The sequence below is a fragment of the Cellulophaga sp. BC115SP genome (assembly GCF_009905545.1).
GTDB classification, from domain to species: Bacteria; Bacteroidota; Bacteroidia; order Cytophagales; family Spirosomataceae; genus Flectobacillus; species Flectobacillus rivi.
Genome location: NZ_JAAALB010000010.1, coordinates 169483 through 196244, shown reverse-complemented (window position 1 = coordinate 196244; position 26762 = coordinate 169483). Strand labels below are relative to the sequence as shown.

The window sequence follows — 26762 nt, the reverse complement described above, 5'->3', positions numbered from 1 at the left end:
GTAAATATTTTAATGAAATGTTGTTCTGTCTTATTCTAAAGAATTATAACATCACAACCTATCTTAGAATGTCGTATCTTCTTTTATCTTTTCTTACCAGCTTTTCAAAGAACTCTTTATCCCAAAATAATTAACCAACTTATCGTCAGTGCATTATCTCAAAATTTGTCGTCAAATCTCTTTCGATTTAACCGCTTCCCGTTGTTTGGGAGTGCAAAATTAGTAGCTTTATTTTTAACTTCCAAATGTTTTTGAAAATATTTTTTAAAATTTATTTTCAAAACTCTTAACTCTATCTCTTCGCTACAACTCCTTTCCCGTCATTTGGGAGTGCAAAATTCCCACTTTATTCTCAACCTTCCAAATCTTTTCAACACTATTTTTAAAAGTTTTTTATAAGTCGTTGATTAGTAGAATCATACTATTGAAAGTTTTTTGCCTAGTATAAAACACTCAAATGATTACATTTGAATATATCTTTTTTAGGTACAAAAAGCCCCCCCCAATAATACAAAATAAAAAATCCTCACCTTAATGAAAAGATGAGGATTTCAATTGAAATATTTCTCAATATCCTTATTCGGCTAAGAATGGATACTTATAATCTGTTGGAGATACAAAGTTTTCTTTGATTGTTCTTGGAGAAACCCAACGTAAAAGGTTTAATGATGAACCTGCTTTATCGTTTGTACCAGAAGCACGACCACCACCAAATGGTTGTTGCCCTACCACTGCACCTGTTGGCTTATCATTAATATAGAAGTTACCAGCAGCATTTGTCAGCTTTTTGGTAGCTAATTCTATTGCATAACGATCTTGAGAGAAGATAGCACCAGTTAAGGCATAAGGAGATGTTGTATCTACTAAATGCAATGTTTCCTCAAACTGATCGTCTTCATATAAGTAAATTGTGAGAACAGGTCCGAAGATTTCCTCTGTCATTGTGGTGAACTTAGGATCTTCAGTTAAGATAACAGTTGGTTGAATAAAATATCCCTTTGACTTATCATAGCTTCCACCAGCAATTATTTTAGCTGTATCACTATTTTTTGCCAAATCTATATAAGAAGCTATTTTATCAAAAGCTTTCTCATCTATGACAGCTGTTACAAAGTTGGAGAAATCCTCTACGCTACCCATTTTCAATTCTGCAAGATCTTTTGAGAAATACTCCCAAGTAGATTCCCACAATGATTTTGGAACATAGGCACGAGATGCCGCAGAACATTTTTGTCCTTGGAATTCGAAAGCTCCTCTCAACAAACCAACCGCTAAAGCTTTTGGATCTGCTGAAGTATGAGCAACAACAAAGTCCTTTCCACCTGTTTCACCAACAATTCTCGGATATGATTTATATATATGGATATTCTCTCCGATTGTTTTCCAAATATGTTGGAATACTTTAGTTGAACCAGTAAAGTGAACACCCGCAAATTCAGGATGACGGAAAGCGATATCCCCTGTTAAAGGACCGTCTGTATATATAAGGTTAATAACGCCATCTGGAAGACCTGCTTCTTTTAAGATTTTCATCAAAACATAAGCTGAATAAATCTGAGTTGGAGAAGGCTTCCATACTACAACGTTACCCATCAAGGCTGCTGAAGCTGGAAGGTTTCCTGCAATAGCAGTAAAGTTGAATGGAGTTACGGCAAAAACAAAACCCTCAAGAGGTCTGTATTCAGATCTGTTCCAAACGTACTCAGAAGATTCTGGCTGTTGTGCATAAATTTGAGTAGCAAAATGAGCGTTAAATCTTAAGAAGTCGATCCACTCACATGCTGAGTCAATTTCTGCTTGGAAAGCATTTTTTGATTGTCCTAACATCGTAGCAGCATTTAGCTCCATGCGATATTTTGAAGCAGACAAGTCGGCAGCTTTCAAGAAAATTGATACACGATGTTCCCAGGACATATTAGCCCATTTTTCACGTGCAGCCAAGGATGAGTCAATTGCTTTATTGACATGAGACGCATCACCCTCATAGTAATATCCCAAAACATGTTGGTGGTCATGTGGACTTGTTAAAGGAAGTTTCTTTCCTTCTTTAAGTTCTTCAGAACCGATAAACATAGGAACCTCGATTACTTGAGATTTCATTTCAGCAAGCTTTGCTTTCAATGAAACTCTTTCTTTGCTATTAGGAGCATATCCTAAGATAGGTTCGTTCTTGGGAGTTGGTACATTAAAAAATCCTATGGACATTTGATGAAGTATTTAAATTACACAATTCAAAGTTACGCAGTTGTTTTGGTTCCTCCAACCCTACGATAACTAAGTATTTATAAAGGAATAATGCTAGAACGATAAATATGGTTCTAGCTTTTGGATTATATCTGGCGTTAGAAGTTTAATGGCTTTTAAATCTTGAATAGACTGAAACTTTCCGTGCTGATTTCGGAAGTTAACAATGGCCTTAGCTATGTATGGTTTTAGGTAAGGATGTTTCATTTGTTCGAATGAAGATTCATTAACATTAATTTTTCGAACTTGAGGGTTATTTATGTATCCATATCTTAGGATTTCTTCTACTACTAATGAATCTAGTCCATATACTTCTCGTATCTGTGAAGTGCTTACGAAGCTGCCGAGTACATCTCGGTACTTGACAATTCGAGCTGCCAATTTGCTTCCTATTCCTTTTAGTTGGATTAATCTTGTGGTATCTACCGTATTCAAATCAAATTTTGCAGGTGTTTTGGGCGTTTTTTCTTGCAGAATGAATGAACGTTTGGCAAACTTACCGTTTTGAGGAACGGATATAGTGATGTATGGTATCAATTTCTGATAAAGTGTTTCTGGAAAATCATAAACCTTGAGTAAATCCTCTTTCTTGTAAAACTTTCCTCCTTTGCTTTTGAAACGGTCTATTCTCTTAGCAAGCCACGGTGGCATACCTAATTCTTCCAATTCTTCAACACTTGCTACATTAGGGTCAAATGAATGAAGTCGAATTGGAATAATTGAATAAGCCTCCTCTTCTTTTTTCTCAAAACTTTTAAAGCGACTAGGAGGATTTTCGGCAGTTTCAATCAATGACACTAATTCTGAATTTTGATTGAGTTGATTTTGTGTGAAAGCTAGAGAAGATTTACTTGGGGACAACCATATATATAAGTAAATAGAAAGATAGGTAAATAATAGCATCAATAGTAATATAAAACCTTTTGCTTCGGTACGATTGTAGCCAAAGGCATACTGAATCCATTGCATCCATTGTTTTTTCATAAGGCAGAACTTGTTTTTAGGTGAAGATTTAACTGAAAGTTATACAATTGAAGAGACATTTTGAAGTTTATTCGAGACTTTCTAGTGTCAACATGCTGAATTATATAATGTTTAAAATAATTTTGTACCACAAATTGTCCATCAATTTCAATTGCTAACATATCAAGGAGCACTCTGTCTGCAAAGAAGTTAGCAACGATTTAACCAAAAAACGAGAATATGATACTTTATAGTACCAAGCATGCAAGCCCAGATGTATCGTTGGAAGAGGCGGTATTTAGAGGACTTCCCCCTGATAATGGATTGTATATGCCTTATGAAATACCTACATTACCACAAAGCTTCTTTGATACCATTGGTGATTTAAGTATTTCGGAAATAGCATTTGAAGTAGCAAAAGCTTTGTTGGGTAACGATGTGCCTGAAGGTGATTTAAAAGGTATTATCGAACGTTCAATCAATTTTGAAGCTCCATTGGTTGGCATTGAGCCTAACAAATATGTGCTTGAGTTGTTCCATGGACCGTCTATGGCATTCAAGGATTTTGGTGCAAGATTTATGGCAGCATTGATGTCTTATTTCTTACAAAAATCTCATCAGGATATTCACATTCTTGTGGCAACTTCAGGCGACACAGGAGGAGCTGTAGCACAAGGATTTTATAATACACCTGGTATCAAGGTTACGATTTTGTACCCTACAGGAAAAGTATCTGATATTCAGGAAAAGCAATTGACCACTCTTGGAGGAAATGTTACTGCTTTGGAAGTAGATGGTACCTTTGATGACTGTCAGAGCTTGGTAAAGCAAGCATTCTTGGACCAAGAGCTTTCGTCTAAATACAATTTGGCATCAGCAAACTCGATTAATATTAGTCGATTGATACCTCAATCGTTCTATTATTTCAATGCTTATGCACAATTGAAAAAAGCGGGTGTGGATAAGCCAGTGGTATTCTGTGTACCAAGTGGAAACTTTGGTAATCTTTCGGCTGGGCTTATTGCACAGCGAATGGGATTGCCAGTAAAAATGTTTGTTGCGGCTACGAACATCAATAACATTGTTCCAAATTACTTAGCGAGTGGCGTTTATGAGCCTCGTCCATCACAAGAAACGATTTCGAATGCTATGGATGTGGGCAACCCTTCTAACTTTATCCGTATGCAATTATTGGCTGGTGATGCTTATGAAGAGGTAGTTAAACATATTGCTGGTGATTTTAGCAATGATGATGATACTAGAGTAACGATGAAAGAGGTATATGACAAAACGGGTTATATCATGTGTCCTCACACGGCAGTCGCTTATCGTGGATTGAACTCTTATATGACAGAATTAGGCGAAGATGTAACAGGAGTTTTATTATCTACGGCTCATTATGCGAAGTTTTTGGATGTAGTTGAGGGAACCTTAGGAACAACTGTACCAATTCCAGAACGTCTTTCGGCTTTATTATCTAAAGAGAAAATAGCGATTCCAATGAGTACGAAGTTTAGTGATTTTAAAAACTATTTATTGCAATTATAATTAAAAAGGATGCCCAATTGGGCATCCTTTTTTTATTCGTACATGGATAATATTTCTTGTTGATATTTCGAATGAATAACCTTTCGTCTCAATTTTAGGGTTGGGGTAAGTTCACCGCTATCGATAGAGAATAATTTAGTTAATAATACGACCTTTTTGACTTGTTCATATTTTGCTACATTATTCATCAAGTGCTTTACCTCTTCATCAAACTTCTCTAAAACTTTTGGTTGTTTCACCATTTCGTCATTTGAACCACAAGGAATCTCATGACGTACACACCATTCTTTTAAGGCATTAAATTCAGGAACGAGCAAAGCTGATGGAAACTTTTCGCCCTCGCCAACTACAATTGCCTGTTCTACGAAGATTGATTCCTTTAATTTATTCTCTAATAACTGTGGTGCTACATATTTTCCTCCAGAAGTTTTGAAGATTTCTTTCTTTCTATCTGTAATTTTCAAATATCTTCCTTCGGCAAACTCTCCAATATCGCCTGTATGAAACCAGCCCTCCGAATCAATTACCTCATTCGTTAATTCAGGCTTGTTATAATAGCCTTTCATGATACTTGGTCCTTTTACCAAAATTTCGCCATCTTCGGCAATTTTTACTTGAACATTTGGTAAAACAGTACCCACACAACCAATTCTAAAGTCGGTAATAATACTAGATGAAATTACTGGAGAGGTTTCGGTAAGTCCATAACCTTCGACTATTGGTACGCCTGCTGCCCAAAATACTCTTGAAAGACGAGGTTGTAAGGCTGCGGAACCAGAAGCAATAAATTTGATATTTCCTCCCAGCGCTTCTTGCCACTTACTGAAAATCAATTTTCTGGCTATTTTAAGCTGGATATCATATACTAAACCCATTTCTTTCATTGGGTCGTATTTTAGCCCGAGGTTTAATGCCCAAAAAAACAGTGATTTTTTGACTCCGGTTAACTCATATCCTTTTGCGACAATCTTATCATATACTTTTTCCAATAATCTTGGAACGGTTGCAAAAACGTGTGGCTTTACTTCTTTGAGATTATCGGCGATAGTATCCATGCTTTCGGCATAGTATACCGAAACACCATAACGCAAAAAGACATAAATATCTGTGCGCTCGTAGATATGGCATAATGGCAAAAAGCTCAATGCTTTATCCCCTGCTTCTAGCTCTAAATGTTTTCCTTTGATCAGTCCTTCAACATTGGCAATGATGTTGTTGTGAGTCAGCATCACACCTTTGGGTTTTCCAGTAGTTCCAGAAGTATAGATTAATGTCAATAAATCATCAGGAAGGACCGCCGACTTATGGGCTTCAAGAGATGCCACGTCATCATTCTGAGCTATTTCGAGTACCTCTGTCCAATGTTTTGCTCCTGCAATTTTATCAAAAGTATATATAGCTTCGACCGAATCGATTCCTTTACTAGCTTCTGTCGACTTTTTCAACAAATTCTCATCAGAAACAAAAATCAATTTAATATCTGCATCTGAGAAAATATAATGATAGTCTTCTATCGTGATAGTTGGGTACATAGGAACAGATACAGCGCCTATTTGTTGGATTCCAAGCTCAACAAAATTCCACTCAGGTCGGTTGTTGGAAATTAAAGCAATTTTGTCATCACGCTTTACTCCTAGTTTTAATAGACCAAGACTTATCTTATTAACGGTATCTATAACTTCTTGCGCACTATATTTTCTCCAATTGCCTTGGATTTTACAAGCAAAAACGTCCTCTTTATTCAGTGGTTTAACACTTGTTTCTAATAGGTCAAAAACTCGTGTTGCGGTTTGGTGATTGTTCATATTTGATAGCTTGCTTATTGATGAGACACCAATCTTTTTTTAATACAATTTAAACAAGATTAAGCACAATTCATTTTCTCAAAGATAATAGGTTGTAGAAATTAAAAATAGTATGCATGCATAATTTTTTTAATATTTTTTCACTTAATCTTATTATTTACAAAAGCTTATAAAAAATAAAAAGGATAGGTAAAAAAGCCCTATCCTTTTTGTATGCGTTATTTTGGTATTTTCATAGAGCTTACCTCACCATTTGATTGCACATAATTTAGTTCACGTGGTTGAGCTCCAGACTGATTGATGAGGCGACCCTCTTTTGTTGGGAAGTCATTTTCGAATACTGCTTCCAAATAAATGTTATTAGAAAAGTAATATATCCCATTTCCACTTCGCTTACCACTTTCGTACATACCTTCAAATAGTTTATTTCCATCTGCTTTAAATTGTACACCAATCCCTTCTCTTATTCCATTTTTCCACATTCCTTTATAACTTCCTTGAGATTTGTGGATATAGTATCCATATCCATTGATGCAATCGCCTTCCACACAGCCGTACTTTCCAACTTCTATATTTGAATCTATTTTTTTTGCCTCTGGCTGTGGATAAGTGTTCAAATTCTCAGAAGAGACTATATTATCATCATCTGAAGCAGTTTTATCAGGAATAATAACTTCGTTGTTTTGATATGCTACGACATTTTTTTCTTCTTTCCGTTTTTCTTCTAGCCATCCTTTTGCGATTGCCTTCATACGTTGCGAGCGTGGTGGGTGCGTAGTTGTCCACACTTCTTCTTGGAAATACTGCATGGCAAGTTGTGCTTCCTCAAGGGTTGCGCCCATCTTGTAGAGTGTTGCCCCGGAAAATTCATCAGCTTCTAGTTCTTTTTGATGTTGGCTTCCCTTTTGACTTGTTGGATGATAATAAACCAAATGTCCAACCTCATGAGCCAAAATAGATATAGCAGCCCAATCCTTTTGTGTTACAGTATGAACTCTTTGCAAAAAACTTCTATCATATATAATATAAGGTACTCCTTCTACAAGCGTAGCGTAACAGTTGTCAGTATTGGGGCATTCCATCATTTGAAATGGATTTCTAGAAAGGTGCATCAGTTCTGTAATCTTTTTAACTTCTCTTTCCGCTCGGCTACTTCCATATCCCATTACTGAATTGCATAAATCGCTTTCATTGATTTTTTTGCCATAATAGTGACAAATAAAAAGGGGTGTTGATGTGGTTCGGTTTTGTCCACAAACACCAGTGGATACTGTTATTCCGAGTAGGAATACACAACATTGTGTATAAAATGTTTTCATTGTGGATAAGATATTAACTAGGTTCTAAGAAGTTTTTTGAGGAAAAAAAAGAGGCTCGTATGTGTATACGAACCTCCTAATTACGTGATTTTTATTTAATTTATTGTATCGCCTCTCAAATTTCTGAATCTCTTGCGAGCATCAGCACCGTAAATACTTCCTGGGTATTTCGTGAGTAGTTCTTGATATAGCTTCATTGCCTTTGAAGGCTGGTTTTTCTTTTCTTGATATGTCTTCGCTAAAATATACAAAGCATCATCTCCGAGTATATCTGTGGGGAACTTTTCCACAATTTTCTCTAATTGTTCTATGGCTTCATCTACCTTTCCTTCCTTTAAATAAGTGGTTGCCATTAAGTACATAAATTCGTCTTCGAGTGGATGTCCTTTGTGCTTGGTCACCATACTTTTCATTTCAGCCATAGCTTCTTCATTTCTATGTTGAAAAAGCATTAATTCTACATTGGCATAGTCTTTTAAAGCTTGGTCGGTAGTATCAATACCCGTATTATCTTGAATAAGAAGGCTTAAATTCATGGCATCGTTGGCAATTTCACGAGTGGTAGCCTGTTTGAGAATATCCAACACATCCTTTGCCAGTTCAAAATCGCCTTTGTAATAGGACAATTTAGCATTTCGAAGTTTGGCTTCGTATCCCATTGGGCTATCTTTTTCAGATTTTTCTACTTGTGAATAAAGTAGGGTAGCTTCCCATGGTTCGGACTTTAGTACATAAATATCACCAAGGTCTAATTTACACTTATCCACAAACTCCCTATTGCCTGTGGATAACTTTATAGCACTTTCCAACACAGCTATGGCAGTATCTTTTTCGTTTAGGTAAAAACCATATAAAAGACCTTTACTTCGCAACGCCTCAAGAGTTCTTTGGTTTATTCCCAATTCGTTTAAAAGTTTGGTATATTCCTGAATCAAGATTCTAATATCACTTTGATTCACGGGGTAAGTGTTTTTGATGACCTCTTCTTTTGAGTTTATCAACACTCTTCTCCAAAGTGGATAATTTTGCTGCTTTGGATACTCTTTGACCAAATATTCAAAAACCTTACCTGCACTACTGAAATCTTTGTTCTGATACGCTACAAACCCTAAGTCGGCTACTTGGGCACCTTCACGCTTATATCGCTTGTCTAAGGCCCGTGCTTGGACGAATGCTTTGAAGAATTCCTTCTTTTGAGTGAGATGCCAAATCAACATTTCGCTGAAATAGGGATCTTCTGGAAATTTCTGAACTTTGGCATACAAAACCTTTTCTAAAAGCGCTTGATCGTTTTCGTCTCTAAGCTCATCTTGGAGCATTCCTTGAAGGATTTCTCGGTTTTCTATATCACGTCCAAAATTTAGGTATTCCTCAAGCATTTCTTGAGGTTTTCCAGCCAGTTTGTACAATCTACCTACCTGAAGAGGAAACTTGCTGATATCCTTAAAATAAAGCCTGTTTTTCTCAATCAAGTTAATAGCCCAATCATACTGTTGATAAGTACTCAATTCATTTACCATTTTGAGTGTTAACTCATCTGTAACTTTACATTTTTCGAGTATTTGATTATAAAGTTTATCTGCTTCCTCTTTTTTCTTCTGTTCCTCCAACAAATGTGCATAATCGAGTATATAAAACGGATTTCCATCAGACCACTTGATTTGCTTTTTCAAAAACTTTTCAGCTTCATCCACTTCTTTCAATTTGTACAATGTCTGAAGATAGGGTTTATGAATACTCCCAGCGATGTCTTTATTTTTAGCCAATTTCTGAAAAATGCTTTTTGCTTTTTCATATTCTCCAGCTTTCACATATTCAATCCCCAATTCCACATCTTGTCCACTTGCCTGATATATTCCCGTGATTAGAAAAAAGGCAAAGCACATAAATTTGAAAAAAGGACGATTTAACATACACACTTCACTTTTCATATTTTAGGCGTTAAAGATTTGACATTCATTTCAGTTTTCAACACAACATAATATATATAGTATTTATTTTTTTAATTTTTTAAAAAGAAAGAATATCTATTATGCTTATTATACTGTGGATTTGTGGAATACTTTTGTGAAAAAATATTTTCACGTTGTGATGTGAATAACTTTAATTTTATACACACTTAATATTTAATTTATATACAATTAAAATATTGTTTATCAGCTAATTAACAAAAAATGGCACTTATCCACAGGTTACTTGTGTGGATAAATAGGACTTTTTCAACGGTGTGTTTGTTGGGGGATAAATGGTGTTTTTCTGTGGTATAACTTATCAAGTTATACACTTCGATATTTGGGCTCATTTTCTTTCCACAAACGCTTCAATTCTTTCCACAATTTTTGTACCCAAAATAGGGGTGTTTATCCACAAGATTTATACAGTCTTACACCGAAAAATGGCACTTATCCACAATTAGCCTATTTATCCTCAATTTTGAAGTCAAAACCTGATAGTTCGAAGTTCTGTTTGAGCTTAATCTTGTCTTTGATGTGCAAAATTTCTTCCGCGGGGGTGTTTTTATCCACAATTGCGGCATCCCAGCGTCCATTTTTGTTTGTATCCACAATTAATCGTACCCGATATACCCCTGGTGTCAAGAAATCGAATGTGTATTTCCCCGTTTTAGTGTGGATAAGTTCTTTTACAACTTCTTTTTTATCGTTTAATACTTGTACAATACACTGTTTTCCTTGTGGATTGTTGATTTGTCCTTCTATTAAACCATAATTTTCTGGATCTCGGAGCGGATTAAGCTGCTTGACAATCTTGTTGGTATCACCTTCTATCGACTGAAATGTATTTACGGGAATCTCAAGGGACAAAAACTCCTTTGGTTTTGGCGCTTCAGGGATTTTCAACAATACTTCTGTTTTATCCACATTCCATGAAAAATGCTTTTCAAGAATATCTACCTTTTTGAGGGTATCATTCAGTATTTTAATTTTTTTCCAATCGAAGGTTCCTATTGGTTTACTGAATTTGATGGTATAACCAACTTCTTTTAAATCAACTTGTTGATTATTCTGTGGACTTACCTCATATCTGAACTCCTCTACAAATGAATCTTCTTTTTTACCTTTTGCCTTGAACTTAATTTTCTGCTTAAAATCAAACTTCCTATCCAGTGAATCCACAACGGTCATAGCGATCTTGATAGTATCTTGACTTACTTTCTTCAAGTTATACACACGTACCATATTCTTTTCCACAAGTTGATAAGGAATACTATCTTGAGGATTTTCGAATTTGATATCGACTTTTTTGACACCCTTGTTCAACTCCACATAGTAATAATTGGTGGTTGTGCGTGTTTTACTCACCTTTACGGGAGAGTTATCTGCCTTGGCTACCTTAATTTTTAGTCCACTGACGCTTTTATTAAGTTGCAGTGTATCAGTTATAAAGCCAATTTTTTCCTTTGTTTCATCATATAGAAGATTACTGTTAACATCGGTAATAGCATAAATTCTGTACTTCCCTGCCGCTACGTTCTCAATTCTGAAATTTCCTGTACTATCTGTTTTTGTAAAATAGTAAGGCTTCATCTTATTGATTTTTAGTGTATCCGAATATCTGTACACTCCGACGGTAGCGTCTAACAGCCCTTTATTCTCGATAATATCTTCGACATTTCCTTCTATAGATAGTGAGTCAATCACCCCGCCAGTACTAAATACAATTCTTACGTTTTTGGCTGGGTTTCTTTCAGTTATGTCCTTAATAGCCTCTCTAAAATTGAAACTATAGGTTGTATTTGGCTGAAAGGCATCTTCAAAAGTAATACGAACACCTCTGGGCATTGTTTTAGTAGTAAAAAAAGGCTCCGTACTTGGCGTTATTAATAGCTGTTGTTGAAGGTTATCCACATTGATATACTCATCAAACTGAATCTCGATACTTTTTCCTTTATAGTTTTTGGACTGATTAGCTGGGATACTCATTACTAATTTTGGTGCGAGGGTGTCTTTTTTACCTCCTGTGGGTGCTACAACCTGCGCACAACTAAATAACGCCTCTATGAATAGAAATCCTAGAAAAGTTATCAAGACTATGTTAATTACTTTCATGTGAATATGTTGAAAACTTTGTTGATAATAGAATCGTATGTGTATAACTTTTGCTATTATATTGAAATTGTTTATTTATAAGGTATTTAGTACTTATAATTATCAACAAAAATAATCCCTCGGCAATATATAATCACCGAGGGATGTTGATAAATATGTTAATAAGTATTAAATCTGTGGGAAAATCAGAGAATATGTCGTGGAAAACTACTTTTTCTCGAAGATATAGATGATGCTTGAGTAATTATTGTTCTGCTTCGCTCCTACCCTATTTGATTTGAGTCCGCTTAAAAACGATTCCACATAGTTAGTATTTCCTTGTTGGTATTTTGTGGAGAGCATACTTACATAGAAAGAATCAAATTTCATGGGTAAGTGCTCTTTCAATCTGAATCCGTGATTTTCGAAAAGTTGCTGAATGCTATTTCTCGAAAAATGATACAAGTGTCTTGGTACATCGTAGGCAGCCCAGTGCTCTTGATAAATTTGAGCATCTTGAGATTCATGGTTCGGAACTGCAATAATTACCTTTCCTTTTTGGGTGGATTTTTCCTTTAGGAACTCCACCGTTTCGTTTAGTAAGTGAACATGCTCAAGTACGTGCCACATCGTAATAATATCAAATTGTTGGTATTGATATGAACCAAGAATTTCTGAAGGAATAGAAATCTGATTAATTTCTTCGGCCATTGTTCGAGCGCCATCGCTTGGCTCTACCCCTGAGACTTTCCATCCATTTGTTTTGGCAGCGTTCAAAAACATTCCTGTTCCACAACCAATATCGAGTAAGCTACCTTGTTTTCCTCCGTTGAGTTTATTGATTAAATCTACTTTTTGCTGAAGCGTTATTTTTCTTACTTGGTGGTAGATTTTTGAAATGATTCCTTTCGAGGTGTTGCTATGCGAAATGTAGTTTTCGGACTGATAGTATTTCCCGATAGTGTTGGCTGTTGGTCTTGGATTGGTAAATTTGAAGCCGCATTTTTGACAAGATACAATATCAAATTTTTCATGACTTACAGTGAAGTCCTCGCAGGTAATATATTTTTGGGTTTGGGTATGCTGACAAACTGGACACTTCTCTAGTAATTCTTGCATCGTATTCTGGATTATGTTGATACAACAAATATACTAAAAGTCTATTTATACTTTGGGGTGGAATAATTGATGACACTAAAATGTGTAGAACTATAATTCATTCACCTTTATAGATGAATGAATGTAATCTGATAGTGGTTCTTATTTTCGTTTACATTCTTAGTTCAAAATCTGTTTTAAATACAAAAGCCACTGTGGAAACAGTGGCTTTTGTTAATTGTATTATTCAAATTATATCAATCAGTACAAGCGTTTCGCTAGCATCTACAACTTATCTTCCCATGAATACCATGAGTACAGAAATATCTGAAGCAGAAACACCACTAATTCTGGATGCTTGTCCGATAGTCGCTGGTCTGATTTTACTAAGCTTTTGTCTACCTTCAATCGAAATAGCTGAAAGTCTGCCATAATCAAAATCTGATGGGATTGCCAAATCTTCTAGTTTTTGCATTTTATCAACCATTTGCTGTTCCTTCTCAATATAGCTTTCGTATTTGATATTGATTTCAGCTTGTTCCAATGTCTCTTCTGTATATTGATCTAAATATTCAGAAATCTCCTCACTTAAGTTTTTAATTTCTGCAAGCGTTACATTTGGACGTCTCAGGAGATTCAGCAAAGAAGTACCCTCTTTGAGCGGAGCTGTTCCGATGGCTTCTAGTTTTTCGTTAACCTCGGCTGGTTTTACTTTCTTATGTTTTAATTCATTTACGAGTTGAGCAGTTGTTTCTTTTTTTGCTTTAACTTTTTGTAAACGTTCATCTGAAGCTAATCCAATATTATATCCTCTTTCTGTTAATCGAATATCTGCATTATCTTGACGAAGTAAAGTTCTGTATTCAGCTCTTGACGTAAACATGCGGTACGGCTCTTCGGTACCTTTGTTGATAAGGTCATCGATAAGTACACCAATGTATGCTTCTGAGCGTGATAATACAAAATCCTCTTTATCATGTGCTTTTTGGTGAGCATTGATACCTGCCATCAAGCCTTGACACGCTGCTTCTTCATAACCAGTAGTTCCATTGATTTGACCAGCAAAGAATAAATTACTAATCAATTTTGTCTCTAAAGTTTGTTTTAGCTGTGTTGGTGGGAAATAATCATACTCAATCGCATAGCCTGGACGGAACATTCTTACATTCTCAAAACCTGGAATTTTTTTCAAGGCTGCATATTGTACGTCTTCTGGTAATGAAGTTGAGAAACCATTCACATAAACCTCCACAGTATTCCAACCTTCTGGTTCCACAAAAATTTGATGACGTTCTTTTTCTGCAAAGCGGTTAATCTTATCTTCTACTGATGGGCAATATCTTGGACCAAGTCCTTTGATACGTCCAGCAAACATAGGAGATTTTTCAAAACCTGTTTTTAAGACATCATGAACTTCTTGATTAGTATAGGTAATCCAACAGCTTCTTTGCTCTTTTAATGGTTCTGTGTCTAAATAGGAAAATTTAGCAGGATTTTCGTCTCCTTTTTGTTCTTCCATTTTAGAAAAATCCAAACTGCGCGCATCTACTCTTGGAGGAGTTCCTGTTTTCATTCTACCAGCTTCAAAACCAAGTTCCACCAATTGCTCGGTAATTCCTGTTGCTTTTCCTTCAGCTGTTCTGCCACCTCCAAAGTTTTTTTCACCAATATGAATTAATCCATTCAAGAATGTTCCATTAGTTAGTACGACAGATTTTGCTCGGAATTCTATCCCAAGTTGTGTCTTTACACCAACTACTTGGTTATTTTCCACTATTAATCCTGAAACCATCTCTTGCCAAAAATCTATATTTAGGTTTCTTTCAAGAGCTAATCTCCATTCTTCTGCGAATCGCATACGGTCTGACTGGCAACGTGGCGACCACATAGCAGGACCTTTTGAGCGATTCAACATTCTAAATTGAATCATGGTTTTATCAGAAATAATTCCTGACATACCACCAAGTGCATCTACCTCTCTTACGATTTGTCCTTTTGCCACGCCACCCATGGCTGGGTTACATGACATTTGAGCAATCGTATTCATATTCATGGTAATTAGTAGCACTTTAGAACCCATAGTTGCGGCAGCGTGTGCAGCTTCGCACCCTGCGTGTCCAGCTCCAACTACTATTATGTCATAGTTACTGTGCATCTTATATATAATTTATTTTACTATAAAATTTTAAAAAATCTAAATCATATTGGTATTTACTATGTATATCATCTTCTGATATTATTTTATCGTACAATGACTGTATTATAGGATTGGTTGGTAAATATTTTCTCCTTTTTTCTAATTCAATTTTTGCAAAGTATGTAGAATTTGCTTTTATCTCATTATCCTTACTAAGCATCGGCATTAAGTTTAAAAAATGCCAACACATGCTTAATTCAGCTTTATCAAGCATATTAAACATACTAGTAGGTACTATATGATCGATTTCCCAATCTATACAATAGTTATCCCAACTCATCCCTTCAATAAACTGATTTTGTAAATATTCTCTAAAATCAGTTCTGCTTAGGATAATATACCGCAATATTTCATTGTTTTGGTAGTTGCTAAGATCTATTGATTCTCCTTTTACAAATCGCCTTAAACCAATTGATAATCTCTTTTTGATATGCTTTTGAGTTTCTTTTAGGTGCATGTGAAAGTTGTGATTTTTTGCAAATGTTCCACGTGGAGACTTTTTTCAAAACTACTTATTTGGCAAAGTCTGTTCGGAAAAGTTGAATATACTTTGATTCAATTACTCTCATCTCTGCCTCTTCTTCATCAGTATGGTCATCATAACCACAAAGGTGAAGAAGCCCATGCGCCAGTACTCTAAGTATCTCATCGTCGAACTGCACGTTCAAATCTTTGGCGTTGTCTTCAACACGTTCCACACTTACAAAGATGTCCCCTTCGATGGTTTCCTCTTCTTCTGAATTATCGAAGGTGATAATGTCAGTTAAGGTGTCGTGGTCTAAGTACTCAACATTTATTTGGTGAAGATAGTTGTCTGAGCAAAAGATATAGTTGAGATTACCCATCCTAAATCCCTCTAATTCAGCTACTTTTTTCAACCACGATTTGGTCTTTACTTTATGTTTCAAATTGAATGAGATGTCCTCATTAAAGAATGTAATCATATCGATAAATATTTACCTTGGATATCTTAATAATTGAGAGGCAAAAGATTTGCTGTTTGTAAAAGCGGTTTGGTATGAGCTTTGATGCAAAAGCCTACAAAGATACTACATAAATTCGACGTAGTGAAAATCAAACAATTAGAACGATACTTTGTATCTTAGTTTTTTAGAAAAAGTAGTTTTAAAATTTATGAAACGCCATCTATCGCTAGTCATTTTATTGCTATTTACTCAGGTATGTGTTTCTGAAGCACAGAAAGATAATCTCAGGAGAGATGAGCAAGTAATAGGCACACCATTACCTAATAACTGTGATAAGATTATTTATGCAGTTACGCTTCCTGGCGTGATTTTGTCTTTGGGTACGCAAGACCAAAATCAAGATCGAGTAGAAATGACAGCCCTCCTACCCTTTCGTTGTAATGCTATCGCTAAAACATTTAACAATAAAATTCTGGCAGTGGAAGCCGACAAAAATGTGTCCTTACCAGTGTATGAATTTAGTCCTTCCTCTAAAACAGGTAAATACACAAAATGGAAATTACCCTCACACAATGATGGAGGATGGATTTCGGGAGGAACAGACGGGCTTGGACGCATCTATTTTGCCACGACTACCATGAAATATTTGGTCAGAATAGATTTAAGATTGAATGATGTGGAAGTGATTTGGAGTTCAAAAGAGAAAATAGATGGAGGGAATAAGATAACCTGTGCAGAAGGATGTAATTTTTATGTGAATGAAAAATCTGAAATCCTTATCAAAGAAAATAAGAAAAACATTAGCTACAAGGTAGTGGCGAATGAAAGCCCGTATTTGTATGAAACAAAAACGATGGAAGGCTTTTTCAATGCAATTACTGTAAATGACTGGTATGAGTTTACCAATGATAAGCAGCAAAATACCTCAATGTTTGTCATGAGAGATGGAATTACGGTATTCAAGGATGGTGAGTATAGACCCAAAGTAGTAAAGGTAGATACAATCAGATTTGGGATTGTAACAGATATTGCAGGCTGTGACGCCAAGGAAAATAAAAAGCCTAGGATTATCATTAATGAAAAAAGGGAGAAAGAAATCCTTGAAGCAGCCACTAAAAAGGAAAGTATAAGACTAGAAAAAATCTTATTTAAGTTGGGACTCTCAGAGTTACAAACTACCTCATATCAAGAATTGGATGAATTGGTGATGATTCTTTTGAAAAATAAACAGCTAAAAATCTTATTAGAAGGACACACTGACATATCTGGAGATGCGGATGATAATTTCAAACTATCCATTGAGCGTGTAAATACTTGTAGAGATTACTTGGTAAAATACGGAGTAAGTTCTACAAGAATCAACACAAAAGGATATGGAGGTACCAAGCCATTGGTGAAGGTAGGAAGTGAAAGTGAACGAGCCGTGAATCGAAGAGTTGAAATAAAGTTTGTAGAATAAAAAAAGGCCAGCAAACGCTGGCCTTTTCCTTTATTGAATCTTTTTGAAGTAGTAATCTACTTGTTGCTTGTAATAAGGATTCAGGTTTGGAGGAACTGTTTTGAGCAATTCCGTTTGTTTTTGCTTATCCTTTACATATTGTTGAAATTGTGGAGGAACCTTTCTTTCGTAGTTTTTAGCTGTTTCTGCTTTACGTTTTTGGTCTTCCTCTTGTTCTTTCAAAGCTTTTTCAGATTCGAGCAAACGAGTTAGAAGTTCTTGTTGACGTTTTATTAAATCAGGATTTAGACGTTTATTGACTAGATCAGTTTCAGTTTCTTCCATTTTCTTCAAAAGGTCTTTTACTTCATCTCCTAGCTTTTTCCCAACCTCTGTACCTTTTTGATTATCCATCATATCCTGCAACATCTTTCTGATTTGAGCTTGCTCGCGGGCTAGTTTAGCTAAATCCTCAGACATACCACCTTTGCTTTGAGAACCTTTTTGCAGGGTTTGTTGCATTTTCTGATTCAAATCTTTCTGACTCTGCCCCATTCCTTTTTGATTTCCTTTGTTTTTACCTTTCCCACTTCCAGAACCAGCCATCATCATTTGCTGGTTTTGTTGCATTTGTTTTTGAACGTCAGATAACAAAAGAGCTAAATTGTTCATCGATGTCATGGCAAACTGTTGTTTCGAGGCAGTCATTGCCATTTTACGATCCTTAATGAGTTTAACGGCATCGCCCATATAAGTTTTCATATTGCCCATTTCTCTTGTTACAAATGTTTCAATTTGTAATACTCGTTTCGAAAGGGTGTATAAGCTATCTTCGATAACTTTAGCATCATCCTGAAGCTTGATCTGTTCTTGCGATAATTTCACAAATCGAGGGTCAGAAGGCATAATGCCTCTAAAGTCTTTCATGAGCTGTTCTTGGTCAAAAGAGAGTTTTACAAGGTTTTCTAAGATTTCACGTAATGTTTCTATGTTTTCCTCATTCTCTTTCATCTCAGCTTGTTGTTTCATCTGTGCAAGCTTTTGAGCCATATTCTTCATGTTCTTCGCTGCTTTCTTTTGTTTACCAGCGGCAGACTTATTATCGCCCTTATCCATTTTCTGCTGAGCATCTTTCTGGTCATCCGAAATATCCTCTTGCTGTTGTTTATCTAATTCAAGCGGATCTGAATTTTTGACTTCATTGTTAAGCTTATCAGCATCTTTCAAGTCTTTTTTAACATCGTCAAACTCTTTACTAAGCTTTTCTTGCTCTTTTTTCAAATCTTCTGTTTGCTGCGACTTATCTTGACTTTGAGGCTTTTTGCTAAGCTCCTCGTTTTTCTCCGCTAGATTTTCCTGTTTCTCAGCTTGCTTTTCAAGTTCTTTGATAGCTTTGTCGAGTTTCTGCTCTACCTGAAGTTTCTTAAAAAGGTTTTGCATACGCTCTAGCTCCTTTTCAGTATTACGCTCTTTGTTTCGAAGTTTATCCATCTGATCATTGATATGATTATCTTCTGGATTTTTCTCTAACATTTTTTTCAATTCTTCGTAAAGCTTTTGCGTCTCAGGATCCATCAATTGATTCATCATTTTCTGCAATGCTTCCATTTTCTGTTGCATTTCAGGTTTTTGCTCATTGAATCTTTGTTGTTTATCTGTTAGATTTTGATTTTGCTCTTGAAGCTTTTTGATTTCATTCATCAAATCTTCTTTTTTCTTAGCAATCTCTTCAATGAGTTTTTTATCTTGAAAATCTAGGTCTTTCTTATTTTTCAAGCGATTTTCTAGCGCTGCTAATTCTTTGCGAAGCTTTTGAGCTTTTTCGAGCGTTTTATCTAATTGAGCCTCAGTTTTATCGATAGAGTTATCAATTTCTTTATTAATGTCATTTTTACTTGGAATGGTATAGTTCAATAATTGCGAACGCGTTGATTTTGGCCCATTTACGCCATCATTATCCCAAACTTGAACATAGTACTCAACTTTGTCCGAAGGATTCAATTTTAGGCTATCCATAGCCCATTGTTGATAAAATCCTTGGATTGATTGCGTTTTGTTTACAGGAATATTGAAATTGCGATAATTGCCATTATTAGGCTTTCCATCGCGCAAAATTTTATAAAATACAGCTAAACGGCTTAATCCGTAATCATCAGCTATACTTCCACCTAAAACCATATAGTTATAAAGCGTGGAATCTTTGTATTGTTCAAGACTGATTTGTGGATATTTGTCAGGAATAACATTTAGGTTAAAATCAATTCCTTGGTTTGAACTAGAATATTGGTTTTTGAGCGATACCTGATAAGCGCTCGAACGAGTTGCTTTCAATCTGAAGTCATATCCCCCACCTAGCATTTTCTTCTCCGCAAAATATCGCTTTTTATCTCCGTCAAAAGAAAATACGATAGAGTCTGTATCAGTCACAGTAAAGTTCCAGTCGATAAGTGTGCCTTCGGGTACTGTGATATTACCCATATTTTGTAGTTGCTCATCAGGTTTGTTCAAATAAGCAGGATAATGTAGTGTTACATCGAAGAAGCCAAGGGTTGGTTTATTAACAACTTCTATCTCATAGTTACCTGATTTAAAGCCAGCTGCCTCGAACGTAAAATCTGTATTGTCTTGCAACTTAGAAAACGTAAATGAGTAGTGACGACTATCTATAGCCTCCATTTTCATTTTTCTATCATTAACTAATACATAAACCGCATCAGGAATCGTATTGCCACGAAGAGCAAGATTTACGGTAAAGTCTTCGTTTTTAAAAGCTTTTAGATTTTTGTTTCCTAATTCAAAGCTAAAAGGAGCTTCTTCTTGATATTCGTTTTTGAAGTTGACAATACGTTCAGTACTTTTTGAAAAGAAGGCAGGATAAATCAATAATAACCCAAAAATTACCACAGCAGGTACTGCCATATATTTGAGGTATCTTTTGTTGTGGTCAATCTTAATGGCATCGGCAAAGCGAATAATAGCCAATTGCTGAGATTTCTGAGCAATGGATGCCATTAACAATTCATTTTGCTCATGGCTCAACGCTTTTGAAAGTTGGAGTGTATTGAGCAATTTATCCGAAACTTCTGGAAAGAATTTGCCAATTTGGTCAGCGGCTATTTCGTCACTTAGAGGTTTTCTGTTTCCATAAAGAAACAATAAAGGCTTGATAACCCAAAAGAATGTGGATAACCCAAAAGCTAGAATAAATCCGAAGAAAAGTATTCCACGGAAAAATGAGCCAAAGTGTCCAAAATATTCTAATGTGTTGAATACCAGATAGGCAGACAAAATAACAGCCAAAGAGAAGATAGATCCTTTGACTAATCGGTTTAGATAAAACTTTCGTTTATATTCTTCAATGCGTAACGAAAGTGCGGCAATAGGAGAATTTGTCATAGTAATAAAATCATTTTGCGGATTATATGACCATTACGAGTCCAATAATCATGCTGAAATGGAAATAGTCGCGAATTCCACAGGAAGTTATCCACAAATTTATACAATGTGGATAACTTCCTGTGGAGAATTATTAATCTAATTCCACAACAGACGGACAGTGGTCTGAATGTTTGGCTTCGGGTAATATATAGGCACGTGTTAGTCGGTCTTTCAAGGGTAAAGTAGCGCAATTATAATCGATACGCCAGCCCAAGTTCTTGGCCCTCGCTCCTGCCCTAAAGCTCCACCAAGTGTAATGATGAGGCTCAGGATTGAAATGACGGAATGTATCAATAAATCCACTTTCCAAAAATTGTCCCATCCACTCACGTTCTTCAGGCAAAAAACCAGAACTATTAGCATTGGATTTAGGATTGTGGATATCTATAGGTTGATGACAAATATTATAATCTCCCGAAACAATAAGATTGGGAATTTGTACCTTCAAATCATTGATATACTCTTGGAAATCATTCATCCATTGAAACTTGAATCCTTGACGCTCGTCGCCACTCGAACCTGATGGCATATATACTGACATTAACGAAAAATCCTCAAAATCAGTACGAAGTACACGTCCCTCGTTGTCGTAGGCTTCTATTCCACAGCCATATTCTACATGCTTTGGTAAGACTTTAGTGAAGATTGCTACACCCGAATAGCCTTTTTTTTGTGCAGAATACCAATACAAATGATACCCCAAATCTGTTAAAAGTTGCTTTTCTATTTGATGCTCTTCTGCTTTTAATTCTTGCAAGCAAATCATATCTGGATTGGCAGCCTGAAGCCACTCAATAAAGCCTTTGGAAATAGCCGAACGAATACCGTTGACATTGTAGGTAATGATTTTCATAAAACAAAAAGGATATTGTTGTTGAATATGCTGTTTTAACAAACATTTTATCTCAAAGATAACCTTAAATCATGGCAAAGCCTCAATATTCTATACAGGAAAGATGATAGTTTTTGGGAGGAAAAAGAAGACTGAAATTTAATTACATTAGAAGGATGCAATAAATAAACTGAGGATTGCTATTTTGTATACATTTGTATCTGAGATGCTTTTCTAACGACTCTTGGCTACATCCTAGATAATTACCCAATGTAGAAAATGCTTTTCTTCCCAATTACATGACCAATCTTTCCTGTCTTTCAAATTGAATGCCATAAAGAGTGACTATTGAGGTAGTCACAAAATAAGTATTTACATCTTAAACTAATGATTATGAAACAGATAGTTAAGTTACTACAATTATGTACTACAGTTCTATTAGTAAGTTGTTCATCCGAAGTATTACCTCCGCAAGTCGAGGTTCAGCCAACGACACCTCCTGTAGTCAATCCTCCTAGTATGACAGGTAATGAGACTTTATTACCTCCATTGTATCCTTTTTCTGATAAATCTTACTTTATCAAAGGCGAAAGTTCTGCTACTGCTAGTTTAGATATTTCTGCCTTTTTTCAAGGAAATAATACTCCTAACCTGGGCTCTATTATCAATAATGGAGAAAAGCTAAACATGATTGCGATGGGTGGCGGATTGACGGCTGGCGTCCGCAATGGTGGATTGTATAGAGTTGGACAAATGACAGCGTTTCCAAATCTTGTAGCATGGCAAATGGGAATGAGTAATTTTCAAAGCCCTTTATTTTCTGGTACGGAAGTAAATGGAACAGGGTATTTAGAGCTTATCAATGATGGTTCCTCCTATCCTACTTGGAAGGAAGTAAAAAATAATATAGCAACGGTAAAAGCTGGTACGCCTCCAGCATTAACAAAATATCAAGGAAATTTGGCTCAAAACTACGGTTTACCTGAAAATGGTGGACTTACCATCGCAGGCAGAGTGGTCAATACCGAAACACTTGATTTACTAGGAAACAGATGGAGTATTGGTGGTGTTTTTGCTAGTCGCATCTTACCCGATGGGATTGACGATAAATCAGTATCATTAAGAGAACAAATATTAAAGCAACCCATTAACTTTTATCTATTGGAAGATGATAGTGATATGTTGCTATCACTCATTAAAAATAATGGAAATGCTCTCAGTTCTTATGGGTATGAAAGGTACACGAATGGTCCCAAAATATTAGAAAAAACAATTGAACTGTTGTATGAAAAGGCAAAAGCAGAGAAAGGTGTTGTATTTACATGGCCAATTATCACCGATTTAGCATATTTTAATTGGTACACCTTGGAGGATTTAAAAACTAAAGCAAAAAATATTTCTATCAATGGTAATTCAACCGATATGTTGTTTATCCCAAGTCAAACGGTAGATAATTTGTTTAGAAGTCTTAAAAAGGGAGATGATGTGTTTACTATTTTGCCTACTTCTACCTTCTTGAATACACAAATATTGAACAACAATACCCAGTTTATAAAACTATATAATGATAGAATTAAGACATTGGCAAAAGAAAAAGGATTGGCATTAGTAGATTTGGAGAAAATTTATCATCAAATCCACATCAACCAATATGTTTCAGCAGATGGTTTTAAAATCGACGGTGGAACACGAGGAAACTTCTTTTCAGCAGATGGTATTTATCCTACAGCTATTGGTCAGGCAGTCATCGCCAATGAGGTAATAAAAGCGATAAATCAAACCTACAATGCCTCTATTCCTCAGATTAATCTGCAAGCATATAGTAAGTTTGTCGGCAAAGAATAAGTATTCAATAAAAACTAAAATGGCACAAAACGGTAAAATCTTATCGTTTTGTGCCATTTTAAGTTTACGCTGATTTAACTATTAAAAACTTCTTTTTCGAAATACTCAATTACATGAGCCTTTAAGAGCTTTTCTTGTTCCAATAGATTCACAAAAGGCAAAGGTTGAACCAGTTTCCAATGTGGCCAGCCATCTTGGTCGGTACCTTCTAGTTCGTATATCCCAGAAAAACTAAGCACCTTGCAAATAGCAATATGCATCAAGTCTTGTTTTTCTTCTTTGGTAAAAAAACGATGTCCTTTTCCTAGCTCTTGTACCCCGATTAAAAAAAGTACTGAATTAAGATCAGAAGGACGTTTTTCCATCATTCTTTCGAGTTTATCTAAAAGAATATCCCATTCCTGAGATAGGTTTTCTAATTCTATATCCATGGTTTTGAGAAAATACGGCTTTATTGAGGTCAAAACCGTATTTCTGATTATTGTTCTTGTTGTAAAGCTTCCCAATACTCAACAGCACGGCGTAAGTGAGGTACAACGATTGTACCGCCAATTAGGGTAGCCACTGAGAAAATTTCTTGTACTTCGGCATCAGTTACACCCAATTCGAAGCATTTGCCCAAATGATATTTGACACAATCATCGCAACGCAAAACCATAGAGCAAGCCAAGCCCATCATCTCTTTGGTTTTTTCTGATAAAGCGCCCTCAGCGTAAGTATTGGTATCTAGATTGAAAATACGTTTGATTACTTTATTATCACCAGCTAAAATTTTTTCGTTCATTTTAGCTCTGTAGTCGTTAAATTCTGTGACTAAGCTCATAATGCTATTGTTTGTTTCTGAAAAAAATCGTTAATTCATTTAAAAGAACGCTAATTTACTAATAAAAAGCGCAAAGTCTATTACACCTAATACTCAACACTGATGACACCTAACATGTTCAAAGCATTTCTACAATTGCTCTTCCCAGACGTATGTGTTGCTTGTAACGAGCCACTAGTATCCCAAGAAAAACATCTTTGTACCGACTGCTTGTTTGATTTACCCAAAACAGACTCACATAAAGGACTTTATCATGTTTTGGAAAATCGTTTTGCAGGTAGAATCATGCCTCAATATCAATTTGCGTACCTCAAATTCAAAAAAGCAAGTAACGTTCAACATATCATGCATGCCATAAAATATGGAGGAAATCAAGAGTTAGGGCAAATGCTTGGAAGATGGTTTGGGGCTGAACTCAAAGAAACAGGTTTAGAAAACACTTTTGATGTATATATTCCAATTCCACTACATCAAAAACGACAATTGGAGCGTGGTTACAATCAAGCGACTTGCATTGCGGATGGTTTGGCAGAAAGTTTGGGTGGTATTGTTTTGGAAAATGCTGTTCAACGCGTACGAGCCACAGAATCACAAGTAAGAAAAAAACGTATGGAGCGATTTGAAAATGTTGAGAAGTTATTTGAAGTAATAGCACCAGAAATGCTTGAAAATAAAAGAATTGTGATTGTTGACGATACGCTGACTACTGGAGCAACAATAGAATCTTGTTTTGAGGTCATAAAGGCTGTAAATCCGAAAGAAATCTCAATTATGGTACTTGCATGTGCTGAACAATAAAAAAAGGGCTTAAAATCGAAATTTTAAGCCCTTTTTAAAAATAGAAAATCTTATTTGTTGGTACCAGCGCGAATCATGGCACATCTAAATCCGATAGTCGATGTCGAAGAGTCTTGATCTAGATATCTACGAGTACCTGGTGCTAACCAGTAAGCTACGTCAGCCCAAGAACCACCTTTGTAAACACGAGAACGGTTATCAATTAACGAATTGTTATTTTTTCTATCGTAGTTTTTCGCATTATCCATGAAATCATTTCTACGAATAGGGTTCAAGTCGTTCATATCTTCGTAAGAAAGTGGACGATATAAGTCATATACCCATTCGTTTACGTTACCTGCCATTTGGTACAAACCAAAGTCATTTGCAGGATATTCATAAACTTCAGTTGTAATAATCGCTTTATCGTTACTCTTACCAGCAATACCAGCATAGTCACCACGACCACGTTTGAAGTTGGCCAACATATCTCCTTTGTGTTTACCTCTTGATAAACGCATTGAAGGACCATCCCAAGGGTAAATACGTTGATTTACTTGGTTTTCATCTTCATATTGAGTTCCAATCATGGCTTTAGCAGCGTATTCCCACTCCGCTTCTGTTGGAAGACGGTAAGCAGGCAATACAATTCCTGATTCGATTGGAAGGCGTTGACCAGCAGAGAATGCAGGTGCAGCTTTCACTTCAGCTCCAGCAGCTTTTCCTTTTCTCTTTGTGGTTGACTTCTTACCTTTTTGGTTTTTCATGGCTAAGTCATTATTAACCGCCGCAGTACGCCAAGTACAGTAGTCTGTTGCTTGAGTCCAAGAAACACCCACCAAAGGATACATACGGAAACCTGGATAACGAAGATATTGCTCAACATAAGAGTCGTTGAACGCTAACTCGTCTTTCCAAACCAATGTATCTGGAAGAGCAGACTCATAAAACTCTTGTGAAGAGTCTTTTTGAATGGCGTTGAGATATTCGAGGTAGTGAACGTTGGCAATTTCTGTTTCATCCATGTAGAATGATTGAACAGAAACGGTTCTTTCCAAGTTGTCACGTGTGTTGATAACATCTTCTTCAAGAGCTCCCATCGTAAAGCGTCCACCTTCGATAAACACGAGGTTAGGACCAGTAGGCTGACCTTTGAATTTTTTATCAACTTGGAATCCTCCTTTTTTGTTGTAGGTAATACCAGTAGCAGTACTGTTTTTACCTAACTTAACACTATTCGGCTTTTTGCTTTTGCAACTGCTCACAAGGGCTAAACCCATGAATAAAACAGCTACTGATTTGATAGACAACTTCATTTCTTAAATACTTGGATTGTCGTTGTATAAATATTTAATACTAAAATCGAGTTATTGATTAAACACAAAATTAGTGTTTTTGGTATAAAAAGCGCTGAAGCGACCCAATTTGTTTGCGCTTTTGAACGATGTTTAGGAAAATACCTC

19 protein-coding genes are annotated in these 26762 nt (G+C 35.9%); 4 read left to right on the top strand and 15 right to left on the bottom strand.

All coding sequences use genetic code 11. The features are described from left to right. Positions 1 to 576 precede the first annotated feature (576 nt). Positions 577 to 2205 (bottom strand): L-glutamate gamma-semialdehyde dehydrogenase, encoded by a 1629-nt coding sequence (pruA, locus tag GVN22_RS10605; RefSeq protein WP_166550995.1) that lies wholly within the window; start codon positions 2203 to 2205, stop codon positions 577 to 579. 93 nt (positions 2206 to 2298) lie between these two features. Then, on the bottom strand, positions 2299 to 3228 hold the full coding sequence (locus GVN22_RS10600; RefSeq protein ID WP_166550994.1) for a helix-hairpin-helix domain-containing protein: 930 nt from the start codon (positions 3226 to 3228) through the stop codon (positions 2299 to 2301). A 219-nt stretch (positions 3229 to 3447) separates the two neighbouring features. Between GVN22_RS10600 and thrC the strand changes: the two genes are divergently transcribed. Then, positions 3448 to 4755 carry a threonine synthase gene (gene thrC / locus GVN22_RS10595; RefSeq protein WP_166550993.1) on the top strand — a complete coding sequence of 436 codons (1308 nt, stop codon included), beginning with the start codon at positions 3448 to 3450 and terminating at the stop codon, positions 4753 to 4755. A gap of 32 nt (positions 4756 to 4787) precedes the next feature. On the opposite strand, the gene GVN22_RS10590 is transcribed toward thrC, so the two are convergent. The 8 genes from GVN22_RS10590 to ybeY all read right to left on the bottom strand — a co-directional run bounded on the left by GVN22_RS10590 (position 4788) and on the right by ybeY (position 16164). Beyond that, complete coding sequence (locus tag GVN22_RS10590) at positions 4788 to 6560, bottom strand: long-chain fatty acid--CoA ligase (RefSeq protein WP_166550992.1); 1773 nt, start codon at positions 6558 to 6560, stop codon at positions 4788 to 4790. 218 nt (positions 6561 to 6778) lie between these two features. Further along, the gene (locus GVN22_RS10585; protein WP_166550991.1) at positions 6779 to 7879 is read right to left on the bottom strand and encodes a hypothetical protein; all 1101 of its coding nucleotides are present in this window, start codon (positions 7877 to 7879) and stop codon (positions 6779 to 6781) included. Positions 7880 to 7974: 95 nt separating this feature from the next. Next, positions 7975 to 9810 carry a tetratricopeptide repeat protein gene (locus GVN22_RS10580; RefSeq protein ID WP_166550990.1) on the bottom strand — a complete coding sequence of 612 codons (1836 nt, stop codon included), beginning with the start codon at positions 9808 to 9810 and terminating at the stop codon, positions 7975 to 7977. Positions 9811 to 10296: 486 nt separating this feature from the next. Then, complete coding sequence (locus GVN22_RS10575) at positions 10297 to 11946, bottom strand: Ig-like domain-containing domain (RefSeq protein ID WP_166550989.1); 1650 nt, start codon at positions 11944 to 11946, stop codon at positions 10297 to 10299. A 207-nt stretch (positions 11947 to 12153) separates the two neighbouring features. Further along, a complete protein-coding gene (locus GVN22_RS10570; RefSeq protein ID WP_166550988.1) occupies positions 12154 to 13044 on the bottom strand; it encodes a methyltransferase domain-containing protein in 891 nt (296 codons plus the stop codon). Positions 13045 to 13315: 271 nt separating this feature from the next. Beyond that, entirely contained in the window at positions 13316 to 15178 is a 1863-nt protein-coding gene (gene mnmG, locus GVN22_RS10565; protein WP_166550987.1) for a tRNA uridine-5-carboxymethylaminomethyl(34) synthesis enzyme MnmG, read from the bottom strand. A 1-nt stretch (position 15179) separates the two neighbouring features. Next, positions 15180 to 15677 carry a hypothetical protein gene (locus tag GVN22_RS10560; RefSeq protein WP_166550986.1) on the bottom strand — a complete coding sequence of 166 codons (498 nt, stop codon included), beginning with the start codon at positions 15675 to 15677 and terminating at the stop codon, positions 15180 to 15182. Positions 15678 to 15732: 55 nt separating this feature from the next. Further along, positions 15733 to 16164, bottom strand: a complete 432-nt coding sequence (gene ybeY, locus GVN22_RS10555; protein ID WP_166550985.1) for an rRNA maturation RNase YbeY — start codon at positions 16162 to 16164, stop codon at positions 15733 to 15735. 190 nt (positions 16165 to 16354) lie between these two features. Here ybeY and GVN22_RS10550 point away from each other — a divergent pair, with 190 nt between their 5' ends. Further along, positions 16355 to 17605, top strand: a complete 1251-nt coding sequence (locus GVN22_RS10550) for an OmpA family protein (protein WP_166550984.1) — start codon at positions 16355 to 16357, stop codon at positions 17603 to 17605. 30 nt (positions 17606 to 17635) lie between these two features. On the opposite strand, the gene GVN22_RS10545 is transcribed toward GVN22_RS10550, so the two are convergent. Together GVN22_RS10545 and GVN22_RS10540 are read right to left on the bottom strand one after the other, a co-directional pair. Continuing rightward, positions 17636 to 20980 carry a DUF4175 family protein gene (locus tag GVN22_RS10545; protein WP_205690851.1) on the bottom strand — a complete coding sequence of 1115 codons (3345 nt, stop codon included), beginning with the start codon at positions 20978 to 20980 and terminating at the stop codon, positions 17636 to 17638. A gap of 133 nt (positions 20981 to 21113) precedes the next feature. Beyond that, positions 21114 to 21875, bottom strand: coding sequence for an exodeoxyribonuclease III (locus GVN22_RS10540; protein WP_166550983.1), 762 nt, complete (start codon positions 21873 to 21875; stop codon positions 21114 to 21116). Between the two features lie 372 nt (positions 21876 to 22247). Between GVN22_RS10540 and GVN22_RS10535 the strand changes: the two genes are divergently transcribed. Further along, on the top strand, positions 22248 to 23699 hold the full coding sequence (locus GVN22_RS10535; protein ID WP_166550982.1) for an SGNH/GDSL hydrolase family protein: 1452 nt from the start codon (positions 22248 to 22250) through the stop codon (positions 23697 to 23699). A 74-nt stretch (positions 23700 to 23773) separates the two neighbouring features. Here the strand turns inward: GVN22_RS10535 and GVN22_RS10530 are convergent, their stop codons facing one another. After that, on the bottom strand, positions 23774 to 24130 hold the full coding sequence (locus GVN22_RS10530) for a hypothetical protein (RefSeq protein ID WP_095163539.1): 357 nt from the start codon (positions 24128 to 24130) through the stop codon (positions 23774 to 23776). A 47-nt stretch (positions 24131 to 24177) separates the two neighbouring features. Beyond that, a complete protein-coding gene (locus GVN22_RS10525) occupies positions 24178 to 24525 on the bottom strand; it encodes a carboxymuconolactone decarboxylase family protein (protein ID WP_370520409.1) in 348 nt (115 codons plus the stop codon). A 111-nt stretch (positions 24526 to 24636) separates the two neighbouring features. Here GVN22_RS10525 and GVN22_RS10520 point away from each other — a divergent pair, with 111 nt between their 5' ends. Further along, a complete protein-coding gene (locus GVN22_RS10520) occupies positions 24637 to 25320 on the top strand; it encodes a ComF family protein (RefSeq protein WP_166550981.1) in 684 nt (227 codons plus the stop codon). Between the two features lie 50 nt (positions 25321 to 25370). Here the strand turns inward: GVN22_RS10520 and gldJ are convergent, their stop codons facing one another. Next, a complete protein-coding gene (gene gldJ / locus GVN22_RS10515; RefSeq protein WP_166550980.1) occupies positions 25371 to 26615 on the bottom strand; it encodes a gliding motility lipoprotein GldJ in 1245 nt (414 codons plus the stop codon). Between the last annotated feature and the right edge of the window lie 147 nt (positions 26616 to 26762).